Here is a 12,314-nt window from a genome sequence, read left to right as displayed (position 1 = left end):
CGCCGGCAGGAACAAGTTGGTTTTGCTATACCTTGTAAATGAGCTTTTTCCCTCAACTGCATTGCTATGACTGACCTCACCGACCAAGTTGCTATTGTTACGGGAGCTTCCCGCGGCATTGGGCGCGCCACAGCGCTGCTGCTGGCCATGCAGGGCGCCAAAGTGGTGTGCGTGGCCCGCTCCGCCGACGAGCTGGAAGAGGTAGCGCACAAAACCCGCGGCCTCGCCATTCCGGCCGACGTATCGGACGCAGACGATGCGCAGAACGTGGCTGACGAAGCCCTGCGCCACTTTGGCCGCCTCGATATTCTGGTCTGCAACGCCGGGGTGGGTTCGTTCAATCTGCTGGAGCACTTTTCGGCCACTGAGTGGGACCGGATGTTTGACGTGAACGTGAAAGGCACCTTCCTGCTGTGCAAGGCTGTGGTGCCGCACTTCAAGGCGCAGCGGAGCGGCCACATTGTGGGCATTGCCTCCGATGTGGCGCGGCGCACCTTCGAGCACGGCACGGCCTACGGGGCCAGCAAGTTTGCCCAGGATGCCGTGCTGGCCAGCCTGCGCAAGGAAGTACGCCCGCACGGCGTCAAAGTCAGCACCATTTATCCGGGCCTCGTCGATACCTATTTCAACGACTCGCTGCCCGGCAGCCCCGACGCCGAAAAAACCCACCTCAAACCTTCCGATGTGGCCCAGGCCGTGCGCTACGTGCTGGAAGCCCCGGCCCACGTGGTGGTAGATGAGCTGATGCTGCATCCGCTGACGCAGGAATGGTAATGAGGTGAATCGTGATGAGGTAAATGGTGACAGGTGACAGGTGACAGGTGACAGGTGACAGGTGACAGGTGAAAAGAACGTCATTCCGAGCGAAGCCGAGGAATCTCGCTAGTGTGGTAAATCCTGTTGTGCACGCCTGTTGCATAGCTCAGCACGCGAGATTCCTCGGCTGCGGCTCCGCCCACTGGCTTGATGCGCCACATGCTCGGAATGACGGGCTGCTTTTTCCCTCATCACCCTTTACCTGTCACCTGTCACCATTTACCTCATCACGATTCACCTCATCACCCTAACCCACCAATTCTCCATTTCCTATCTTGCCCGGTATGAGAAACCTGCTACTGCCTGCCGTGGCCCTCTCGCTGGGGCTTGCTTCGTTTTCTTCTTTCCTTCTGACCGCGCACACCCCCGTTCCCGTGTCCGATATCCCGACTACCGCTGCCCCCGACCCCAACACCACCGATGAGGTTCCGCAGGACAACAAGCTGGTTATCTACCAGCTAATGACGCGCCTGTTCGGCAACAAAACGGCCCTGAACAAGCCTTATGGCACGGCGCAGGAAAACGGCGTGGGCAAGTTCAACGACATCACCGACAAAGCCTTACAGGAAATCAGGAAGATGGGCGTGAGCCACGTCTGGTACACCGGCGTGCTCGAACACGCCACCATGACGGACTTCAGCAAGCAGGGTGGCCCCGGCCCCGATGATGCCGACGTGGTGAAAGGCCGCGCCGGCTCGCCCTATGCCATCAAGGACTACTACGACGTGGCCCCGGACCTGGCCGTGAACGTGAAAACCCGCATGCAGGAGTACGAGGCCCTGATTCAGCGCACGCACAAAAACGGCCTGAAGGTGCTCATGGACTTCATTCCGAACCACGTGGCCCGCAGCTACCAGTCGGACGGGAAGCCGGGCGGCGTGGTGGATTTGGGCGCTCAGGATGATAAAACCAAGGCCTTCGCGCCCAACAACAACTTCTACTACCTGCCCGGCCAGAGCCTGGTGGTGCCCAAAGGCGGCAACCCGGTGGGCGCGGCCCTGGGCCCGAAGGAAGACGGCAAGTTTGTGGAAACGCCCGCCAAAGCCACCGGCAACGACGTATTTTCGGCCACCCCCAGCGTGAACGACTGGTACGAAACCGTGAAGCTCAACTACGGCGTGGACTACCAGAATGGCCGCAAGCCGAACTTCTCGCCCGTGCCCGACACGTGGAAGAAGATGCGCGACATTCTGGTGTTCTGGGCCAAGAAAGACGTGGACGGCTTCCGCTGCGACATGGCCGAAATGGTGCCCGTGGAGTTCTGGACCTGGGTGATTCCGGAAGTGAAGAAGGTGAAGCCGGACATCGTGTTCATTGCCGAAGCCTACGACCCCAAAGTCTACAGCCGCTACCTCAACGAGGGCAAATTCGACTTCCTCTACGACAAAGTGGGCCTCTACGACGGCCTGCGCCGCCTGATGACCACCGGCGGCAACACCGACGACATTACGGAGGTGTGGCGCAAGGAAAGCCGCGGCTTCTCGTCTAGAATGCTGCGCTTTCTGGAAAACCACGACGAGCAGCGCATTGCCTCCAAAGACTTCGCCACCGACCCGCGCACCGCTATTCCGGCCATGGCCGTGACGGCCACGCTGGCCTCGGGCCCCGTGATGCTGTATTCGGGCCAGGAAGTGGGCGAGCCGGCCCTGAAGTCGGAAGGCTTTTCGGGTGAGGACGGGCGCACCACCATTTTCGACTACTGGGGCGTGCCGGAGCACCAGAAATGGATGAACGGCGGCAAGTTCGACGGCGGCAAGCTCGACGACAGCCAGAAGCAGCTGCGCGCCTTCTACAGCCGCCTGCTCAACCTGGCCAGCACCAGCGACGCTATCCGCAAAGGCCGCTTCTACGAACTGCAGGACGCCAACAACCTGGGCAAGGAGTACGACCAGAAGGTGCTCTACAGCTACCTGCGCTACACCGATACCCAGCGCCTGCTCGTCGTCGTCAATTTCAGCCGCGACAAAACGCTGCGCCCCACCATCAGCATCCCGGCGGATGTACGCAAGCGCATCGGCCTCGACCCTACTGCGTTCTGCACCTACACCGACCTGCTCAACGATGCGCCGCCCACCGAGTTCCTCAACCTCACGCTGCCCCCGCTGAGCGCCCACATCTTCGAAATCAATCCTAAAAAGTGATGAGGTGATAGGGTAAATGGTGAAAGGTAAACTGAACGTCATTCCGAGCGCAGCCGAGAAATCTCGCTAGTGTGGTAAACCTTGTTGTGCACGTCAGCACGCGAGATTCCTCGACTTCGCTGCGCTCCGAATGGCGTTCATTTTACCTGTCACCTGCCACTGTTCACCCCCTCATCACTTCATCACCCCATCACCTCAACCTCACTCATGGCAACCAACGTAGCGGCCGCCCCTCACGATACCCGCGAAAAACCCCGCCTCAGCTTCTGGCAGATCTGGAACATGAGCTTCGGCTTTCTGGGGATTCAGTTCGGCTTCGAGCTGCAGAACTCCAACGTGAGCCGCATTTTCGAGACGCTGGGTGCCAACAAGGACGATATTCCGATTCTGTGGATTGCGGCGCCGCTCACGGGTCTGCTCGTGCAGCCCATCATCGGCTACTTCTCCGACCGGACCTGGCACCCGTACTGGGGCCGGCGCCGGCCTTTCTTCCTGATTGGCGCCATTCTGGCCACGCTGGCGCTGTTTATCATGCCCAACTCGTCGGCGCTGTGGATGGCGGGCGGTATGCTCTGGATTCTGGACGCGAGCATCAACATCAGCATGGAGCCGTTCCGCGCCTTCGTCGGCGACAAGCTTCCCGGCGAGCAGCGCACCTGGGGCTTCGCTATGCAAAGCTTTTTTATCGGGGTCGGCTCCGTTATTGCGGCCGCGCTGCCCTGGATTTTCAACAACTGGTTTCACCTCAGCAATACGGCGCCCAGCGGCGAGATTCCGCCCTCCGTGAAATGGTCGTTTTATGCGGGAGCCATTGCGTTTCTGCTGGCCGTGCTTTACACGGTGTTCACCACCAAAGAGTCGCCGCCCGAAGATATGGAAGCCTTCCGGCGCGAGAATGCCCAGGTGGGCATCTGGGACGGGCTGAAAGAGTCGTTTCTGGGTATTTTCTCGATGCCGACGGCCATGCGGCAGTTGGCCCTGGTGCAGTTTTTCACGTGGTTTGCCCTGTTCTCGATGTGGATTTATTCCACCAACGCCGTTACGAGCAACATCTACAACATGAAGGTAGACAGCGGTTTGTACAGTCGCCTGACGAGCTTCATCGGTAGTGCGGCCGGCCGGGAGACAGATGAGAAGGCCCAAAAGGAGCTGGCCTCGCTGCAGAAAGACATCCAGGAAATCAACCAGTTCCAGGCTGATAAGCCCGCCAAGATTATCACCATCAACATGGCCAACTACTACCTAACGCACGCGCAGCCGGCAGGGCAGGACCAGGCCGAGCTGAAGCGCGTGCAGCAGCAGTACAACGACGGCGCCGACTGGCTGAGCTTGGCCTCGTCGGTACGCAATGGCGTGGCGGCCATTTTCGCCTTCGTGATTCCCTTTATTGCCGCCCGCACCAGCCGCCGCCTGGCGCACATGCTCTGCCTGCTGATTGGAGGGCTGGGGCTGCTGTCGCTCAAGCTCATCACCAATCCCGACCTGATTATGGTGTCGATGGCCATGGTTGGCATTGCCTGGGCCAGCATTCTGAGCATGCCCTACGCTATTCTGGCCGGCTCGCTGCCCGCCAACCGGATGGGCTATTTCATGGGCGTGTTCAACTTTTTCATTGTCATTCCGCAGATTGTGGCCGCCACCATTCTGGGCTATTTCACCATGCATCTGTTCGGCGGCAACACCCTCCACACGCTGGCCTTGGGCGGCGCTTCCATGATACTGGCGGGCCTGCTCACGCTCTGGGTAAAGGACAACGACGAAGCACAAGGCGCCATTCCGGTAGTGGACTCGCCGGGCTACGACACCCCAACCGTCACGACGCCTCGCGCATAAGAGTTGGTTCCTTGATACGATGCCCCCGGTTGCCCTGCAGCCGGGGGCATCGTGTTTTCAGTCCGTATTTATCTCGAATTATCCCCGTGAAAATCAGCATTTAACTCCGCAACAGTCGCCAAGCCTTTGCTCGTATTGCTTACTTACGTCTGGTTGGGCGCTTGGCACTCGGCAAGCGTTGCAGGCTGGAGGGTGCAAGGCCACGTATGCTGTTTCTGACAATCTTTTTCGGCCTGTTCTTCGGGCTGTTCGTGCTCATTCTGGGGCGGCTGCTGTTTTCCCGCACGGCCCCCGCCGACTCCGGCGCCCGGCCCCGCGTGAGCATTCTGGTGGCGGCCCGCAACGAGCAGGATACCATTGAGCGGTGCCTGACTTCGCTCTGCCGCCTGCAGTACCCGCCTGAGCTGCTGGAGATTCTGATTGCCGATGACGCCTCCACCGACAACACGGCGGCCGTGGTGGAGCGTTTCATTGAAGGCAAACCACAGTTCCGGCTGCTGCGGGTGCGCCACCAGCTGGGCACGGCCCGCGGCAAAAGCAACGCGCTGGCTTACCTCTGCCGGGCCGCATCCACGGATTATTTCCTGTTTACGGATGCCGATATGGCGCTGCACCCGCACTGGGTACAAACCATGCTGGCCGCCGCCGCCTCCGACGAGCAGGTGGGCATCGTGACGGGCATCACGACGGCGGCGGGCCGCCGGTTTGGCCGCCTGCAGGGCCTCGACTGGCTGTTTGGCCTCAATATCATCCGGGTGCTCTCCGACCTGGGCCTGCCCATCACTTCGGTCGGCAACAACATGCTGGTCACGCGGGCCGCTTATGAATCTATCGGGGGGTATGAGGCGCTGGCGTTCAGCATCACGGAGGATCTGCAGCTTTTCAGCCGGATTGTGGGGCAGGGCTGGCACTTCCGAAACCTGTGCGAAACGTGTGTGCTGGGCGTCACGGTGCCGCAGCCAACCACGCAACACCTGCTTCGGCAGCGCAAACGCTGGATGAAGGGCGCCGTGCGGTTGCCCGCGAGTCTGTCGCTGTTGTTCGGCTTCTACGGCATGTTTTATATCGTGCTGTTCTGGCCGGGCCTGCTGGCGCCAGCTGTTCTGCTGGGCATATACGGCGCCAAAATCATCTGCCAGACGCTGTTTCTGCACCTGACGCTCCGCCAGGTAGGCCGCTGCGAATCCCTGGGGCTGCTGCTGCTCTACGAGCCGTATCTGTGCCTGCTGTCGGTGGCGGTGGTGGGCTATACGCTCTGGCCGGGCCATATCTGGTGGAAGGAGCGGCAGTATCAGTGGGCTGAGGGCTAGCAGCAACCTCGCTCAACATTCCGTGCCAGGCTACTGCCGCCAGAGTCAGCGGGCCGGCAAACTACGGTCTATCGGCTGGCCTGCAGCCACTGTTGCGCGGCCTGCTCTTCCGTGAACACGCGCACCGACACCATGTTCATCTGGTCGGTAGCCAGTTCGTCGGCCAGGCGCATGTTGAGGGTTTCGGCGTGGTAGGGCGTGACCAGGTAGGCCAGGCGGGGCCGGGTACCCGGCAGCGCCGCGGCCAGCGAAGCCCGAAAATTCTGCATCACCCACCGAAAATCGGCCGGCTCGGCCAGGCCCCGGCTGCGGAGGTCAATCAGCCAGCGGCCTATCTTTTCCCGCTCCGCCAGATTCAGGGCTACCTGATAGCCGTGGCGGTGCTCTTCGGAGGTAGCCGGCCGGGTCCAGCGCAACAGCAACTGCCCCAGATCGGCGCGGTGAGTGAGCAGCAGGTATTCGAGGTTGGCAACAAGCATCAGCAAGCATCAGCGAGGGGTGGAAAGCAGCGTAAAGATAGGCACTAACCGCCGCGCAACATACATCGTGCCGATGAACAAATGATGAAAAAAGGAAGGGGAGCTTTATCTTCCATTCGTCATCCCCCACCCTTATTTTCTTCGCTTATGCTTCTACGCTACCTCCGCTGGCTGCGGCCGGGCCTGTACGCGGCCTTATTTCTGATTATCAACGCTCTGCCCAGTCAGGCTCAGCCTTCTTCCCCGCCCAAGCGGGAGCTGCGCGCGGCCTGGGTGGCCCACGTATTCAACCTCGACTGGCCCAGTGCCCGCACGCGCACGCCGGCTCAGCAGCGCCAGGAGTTTGTGGGTATTCTGGACAGCCACCGGCAGAACGGCATGAACGCCGTGGTGGTGCAGATTCGGGCGGCCGCCGATGCGCTGTATCCCAGCACCCTGGAGCCCTGGAGCGAGTGGCTGACCGGCACTCAGGGCGTGGGCCCCAATCCGCCCTACGACCCGCTGGCCTTTATGGTGCGGGAGGCGCACCGCCGGGAGCTGGAGTTTCATGCCTGGCTGAACCCCTACCGTGCCCTCACCAACGCCACCACGGCCAGCGTAGCGCCCACTCACGTCACGGTCCAGCACCCCGATTGGGTGGTGCCGTTCGGGACGCTGCGGGTGCTGAACCCCGGCCTGCCGGCCGTGCGCCAGTACCTGACGCGGGTGGTGATGGACGTGGTGCGCCGCTACGACGTGGATGCCATTCACTTCGACGACTATTTCTACCCCGCCCCGCAAACCGGCGTGGTGTTCAACGACGACGCGGCCTTTGCCGCCGACCCGCGCGGCTTTGCGGCCACCACTGCGGGCCGGGCCAACTGGCGCCGCAACAACGTGGACATCTTCGTGAAAATGGTGTCCGACAGCATCCGCAGCGTGAAGCCGTGGGTGAAGTTCGGTATTTCGCCGCCCGGCGTGTGGCGCAACGGTACCAGCGTGGGCGGCACCGCCACCACCGCCTTCCAGAGCTACTCCGACATCTTCGCCGACTCGCGCAAGTGGCTGCGCCGCGGCTGGGTCGACTACCTGGCCCCGCAGGTGTATTTCGCCATCGGCCAGACGGCCGCCAACTACTCCCTGATTGTGCCGTGGTGGAGCCAGCAGGTGAATCCCGACACCGTGCGCCACGTCTACATCGGGCAGGGCGTGTACCGTATTAGCGCCACGGCCACCGAGCCGGGGTTCCGCTCGCCCAGCCAGCTACCCAGCCAGATCCGGCTGCTGAGGCAGCAGCCCAACGTGCAGGGCAGCATGTTCTACAAAACCACCGAGCTGCGCGCCAACCCGCTGGGCTTAGCCGACTCGTTGCGGCAGGATTTCTACCGCTACCCGGCTCTGCTGCCCACTATGCCCTGGAAAGACAACGTGCCGCCCACCGCGCCCGTGCAGGCCGGCCTCTGGAACAACTCCAACTCTGGCTTTGTGGAAATGAGCTGGCAGCCCGGCCCCGCCGCTACCGATGGCCAGCTGGCCCGCCAGTACGTAGTGTACCGTGTGCCGGCGGGCAGCGGCCCCATCACGGCGGCCGACCTAGCCAACCCCGCCAACATCCGGGCTATTACGGATACCACGTATTTCCGGGAGCCGGCTACCGGAACGTCCTTCCGCTACGCCCTCACGGCCCTGGACCGCCTGCACAACGAAAGCGCCACGGCCACGCTCACCATTCTGCTGCCTACCACGGCAGGCGCGCAGGCCGCTCCGCTGCTGGAACCCGCGTATCCCAACCCCTTTCAAGCCGAAACCCGCCTAGCCTTTACGCTGCCCACGGCCGGCCCCGCCGAGATGCGCTTGCTCGACCTGACCGGCCGCGAGGTGGCCCTACTGGCTTCCGGCCGCCACGCAGCCGGCCGCCACGAGCTGACCTTGCGCGCTGCCGCGCTGCCCGCGGGCCTCTACGTGCTGGTATTGCGCACCACCGATGGCGTGGCGCGGCAACGGCTGCTGCTGACCCGCTAGCTCTGGCTCTGTCACACCCAAATTGCGGTTTCGGAACCTGCCGTGCGTCCTGCAGGGTTGCAGGAACGTCTGTGCCCTATATTCACGACTTCATTTCCCACATTTCCATTTCTATGACCTGCAAACCGCTTTGGCTGCTCAGCCTGGGCCTCACGCTGGCCCTGCAGCCGGCTACCGCCCAGCAGAAACCCGCTGCCAAATCTGCCGCTACGTCGGCTACCGGCACCAAACTCGTGGAGAAAGTGACCCGCAAGGGCACCGAGCTGGTGATTCCCTACGAAAAATATGTGCTGCCCAACGGCCTCACGCTGCTCATCCACGAAGACCACTCCGACCCCATTGCCCACGTTGATGTCACCTACCACGTAGGCTCGGCGCGGGAGCAGATCGGCAAGTCGGGCTTCGCGCACTTCTTCGAGCACATGATGTTCCAGGGCTCCGACAACGTAGCCGATGAGCAGCACTTCAAGCTCGTCACGTCGGCGGGCGGTACGCTGAACGGCACTACCAACCGCGACCGGACCAACTACTTCGAAACCGTGCCCAGCAACCAGCTCGAAACGGCGCTGTGGCTGGAGTCGGACCGCATGGGCTTCCTGCTGGACGCCGTGACGCAGCAGAAATTTGAGGTGCAGCGCTCCACCGTGAAAAACGAGCGGGGCCAGAACTACGACAACCGCCCCTACGGCCTGGCTTCCGAAAACGTAGCCAAAACGCTCTACCCGTACGGCCACCCCTACAGCTGGCTCACCATCGGCTACCTCGAAGACCTGGACCGCTCCGACGTAAACGACCTCAAGAACTTCTTCCTGCGCTGGTACGGCCCCAACAACGCGACCATCACGGTGGGCGGCGACGTGAAGCCGGCCGAAGTGGTGAAGATGGTGGAGAAATACTTCGGCTCCATCAACCGGGGGCCGGCCGTGCAGAACATGAAGCTGCCCGCGCCCGTGCTCACCCAGGACCGCTACGTGCACTACGAAGACAACGTGCGCTTCCCGATGCTGCAGATGGTGTTCCCGACGGTGCCCCAGTACCACCCCGATGAGGTGGCCGTAGACGCGCTGGCCGAAATCATTGGCGGCGGCAAAAACTCGCTGCTCTACAAAAACCTGATCAAGACGCAGAAATCGGTGCAGACCCGCGCTTACCACCCCACCTCGGAGCTGGGCGGTGAGTTCACCATTGTGGCCCTGAGCCTGCCCGGCAAAGGCCTCGACAGCACTGAGGCTATTGTGCGCAAAACGATGACTGAGTTTGAGAAGCGCGGCGTAACCGACGACGACGTGGCCCGCTTCAAAGCCTCGCGCGAAGCTGACCTGGTGAACGGCCTGGCCAGCGTGAGCGGCAAAGTAAGCCAGCTGGCGGCCTATCAGACGTTTGCCGGCAACCCCAACCGCCTGCCCCAGGAGCTGCAGCGCATCCGCAGCCTCACCAAGGCCGACGTGCAGCGCGTATACAACCAGTATATCAAAGGCAAGAAAGCCGTAGTATTGAGCGTGGTGCCTAAGGGCGGCACGGCCCTGGTAGCCAAAACCGACAACTTCACGGTAAGCAAAGACGGCTACAAAGCCCCCGCTACCGACGAGTATGCCGGCCTGAAATACGTGAAGGCCACCGACAGCTTCAACCGGAGCGTACAGCCCAAGGGCGGTGCCAACCCCGTGATTCAGGTGCCTGCCGTATGGCGCCAGGAGTTTGACAATGGCCTGAAAATCATTGGCAACCGCAACACCGAAATTCCGACCGTGACCATGCTGCTCACCATCCGGGGCGGCCACCGCCTGGAGCAGCAGAACCTCAACAAGGCCGGCGTAGCCTCGCTCACGGCCGCTATGCTGGAAGAAGGCACCCAGAAGTACACCGGCGAGCAGTTTGCCGCCGCGCTGGAGAAGCTGGGCAGCGACATTCAAACCAATGCCGGCGACGACAACACGACTGTTGTGGTGCGCAGCCTCACCAAAAACCTGCCCGCCACGCTGGCGCTGCTGGAGGAAATGCTGATGCGCCCCCGTTTTGCGCAGGCTGATTTCGACCGGCTGAAAAAGCAGACGCTGGAAGGCATTGCCAACCAGAGCACGCAGCCCGTGGCTATTGCCAACAACACGTATGCCCGCCTGCTCTACGGCCCCGGCGACGTGATGAGCATCCCGGCTTCGGGCTCTACTACGTCGGTGCAGGGCATCACGCTGGATGATGTGAAGCAGTTCTATCAGCAGAACTACGCGCCCAACATCAGCTACCTGACGGTGGTAGGCGACGTGGACCAGAAGGATGTGCTGCCGCGCCTGGGCTTTCTGAAAACCTGGGGCCGCAAAGCCGTGACGCTGCCCGCCAGCGACCCGAACCCGCAGCCCGACAAGACGCGCATTTACTTCGTGAACAAGGACGGCGCTGCGCAGTCGGAAATCCGGGTGGGCTACCTCACGCCGCTCACTTACGATGCTACCGGTGACTTCTACCGCGCCTACCTGGCCAACTACATCCTGGGTGGCGCCTTCAACTCGCGCATCAACCTGAACCTGCGCGAAGACAAAGGCTACACTTACGGGGCCCGCTCGGGCTTCCAGAGCACCCGCTACATGGGTCCCTACACGGCCCAGGCCGGTGTGCGGGCTGATGCCACGGCGGCTTCGGTGAAGGAATTCGTGAAGGAAATCAAGGAATACCGCAACGGTGCCACCGACGAGGAACTGCAGTTTCTGCAGGCTTCGGTGGGCCAGAGCGACGCCCTCAAGTACGAAACCGGCCAGCAGAAAGCCGCTTTCCTGGGCCGCCTGCTCGAGTACGACCTGCCCACCAACTACGTGAGCCAGCAGAGCGAAATCCTGAAAAACCTGAAGCGCGAAGACCTGCAGGCCAGCGCCCAGAAATACCTGCCCATCGACAACATGTACATCGTGGTGGTCGGTGACCGGGCCAAGGCCTTCCCGGGCCTCTCGGAGCTGGGCTACGAAGTGGTAGAGCTGGACCTCAACGGCAACAAAGTAGCCACCCTGACGGCCCCGGCCGCCGCTGCTCCGGCAGCTCCGGCCGCCGCGCCGGCCACTGCTGAGAAGATGAAAGTGGTGAAGAAGGACAAAGAGGGCAAGAAAAAGCGCAAGCAGAAAACCAACGAAGACGGCACCGCCGGCAAAGGCGAATAGTCGTTCTTCTCTCTGGCAGAACAAAGCCCGGCCTGATTTTCAGGTCGGGCTTTTTTGCGGCCGGGAAAGTAGCCGACCGAACTAGTAACCAGCCCGTTTCCCGGCCACCTGGCGTCCGGTTCTGCTTGTATCTACACTGCCGCTGAGCGTTTGCTGCCGGCTAGAAGCGTGGATATTAGCCACCCGCCAGCAGCAACAGAAAGGGCTTGCAATCAGGAAATAACCGACGGTGCTTTTTTGACCAGCTTGCTCTTGAAGACCAGCGGGAACTTATGACAGGCACGGAACGGTTTACGCGTGCCTTTCGGCCCCGATGCCCACTGCCTATGACGCTGAATTCTCCGCCCAACGATTTGCCTGGCCTCTACGAGGAGCATTCGGTTGCCTCAGGCAACGCCAGACGCATCCTGCAGACGCTGGCCTACATTGCTCTGATGGTCGGGCTGCTCTATTTGCTTTACAGTTCGTTTGGGCAGCCACTGCCCAGAAAAAAGCTCCGAAAGAAGCCCTGGCCCATCAGCCAGGGCTTTTTGTTGCTGCAGTGCCGGGCCCTCTAAGCCCGCCGGGTAGCAGCGCCGGGTTTTTGCA

8 protein-coding genes are annotated in these 12,314 nt (G+C 61.7%); 7 read left to right on the top strand and 1 reads right to left on the bottom strand.

The window, feature by feature from the left end; genetic code table 11:
- The first annotated feature begins 66 nt into the window (after positions 1-66).
- The 4 genes from BUE15_RS02495 to BUE15_RS02480 all read left to right on the top strand — a co-directional run bounded on the left by BUE15_RS02495 (position 67) and on the right by BUE15_RS02480 (position 6,100).
- Positions 67-774, top strand: a complete 708-nt coding sequence (locus tag BUE15_RS02495) for an SDR family oxidoreductase (RefSeq protein ID WP_073281086.1) — start codon at positions 67-69, stop codon at positions 772-774.
- 326 nt (positions 775-1,100) lie between these two features.
- Positions 1,101-2,957 (top strand): alpha-amylase family glycosyl hydrolase, encoded by a 1,857-nt coding sequence (locus tag BUE15_RS02490; RefSeq protein ID WP_073281085.1) that lies wholly within the window; start codon positions 1,101-1,103, stop codon positions 2,955-2,957.
- Between the two features lie 207 nt (positions 2,958-3,164).
- Positions 3,165-4,790 (top strand): MFS transporter, encoded by a 1,626-nt coding sequence (locus BUE15_RS02485; RefSeq protein WP_073281084.1) that lies wholly within the window; start codon positions 3,165-3,167, stop codon positions 4,788-4,790.
- A 206-nt stretch (positions 4,791-4,996) separates the two neighbouring features.
- Positions 4,997-6,100: a glycosyltransferase gene (locus BUE15_RS02480; RefSeq protein WP_073281083.1), complete on the top strand. Its 1,104-nt coding sequence runs from the start codon at positions 4,997-4,999 to the stop codon at positions 6,098-6,100.
- Positions 6,101-6,168: 68 nt separating this feature from the next.
- Here BUE15_RS02480 and BUE15_RS02475 read toward each other — a convergent pair whose 3' ends face one another.
- The gene (locus BUE15_RS02475; protein WP_073281082.1) at positions 6,169-6,579 is read right to left on the bottom strand and encodes a hypothetical protein; all 411 of its coding nucleotides are present in this window, start codon (positions 6,577-6,579) and stop codon (positions 6,169-6,171) included.
- A gap of 147 nt (positions 6,580-6,726) precedes the next feature.
- Here BUE15_RS02475 and BUE15_RS02470 point away from each other — a divergent pair, with 147 nt between their 5' ends.
- From BUE15_RS02470 to BUE15_RS02460, 3 genes are all read left to right on the top strand, one after another.
- Entirely contained in the window at positions 6,727-8,580 is a 1,854-nt protein-coding gene (locus tag BUE15_RS02470; protein WP_073281081.1) for a family 10 glycosylhydrolase, read from the top strand.
- A gap of 113 nt (positions 8,581-8,693) precedes the next feature.
- Positions 8,694-11,726: a M16 family metallopeptidase gene (locus BUE15_RS02465; protein WP_073281191.1), complete on the top strand. Its 3,033-nt coding sequence runs from the start codon at positions 8,694-8,696 to the stop codon at positions 11,724-11,726.
- A gap of 326 nt (positions 11,727-12,052) precedes the next feature.
- Positions 12,053-12,283, top strand: a complete 231-nt coding sequence (locus BUE15_RS02460) for a hypothetical protein (protein WP_073281080.1) — start codon at positions 12,053-12,055, stop codon at positions 12,281-12,283.
- Positions 12,284-12,314 lie beyond the last annotated feature (31 nt).

The organism is Hymenobacter psychrotolerans DSM 18569 (genome assembly GCF_900142395.1).
GTDB classification, from domain to species: Bacteria; Bacteroidota; Bacteroidia; order Cytophagales; family Hymenobacteraceae; genus Hymenobacter; species Hymenobacter psychrotolerans.
Note: the sequence above shows the minus strand (reverse complement) of the source record. Positions and strands in the feature narration are given on the sequence as shown.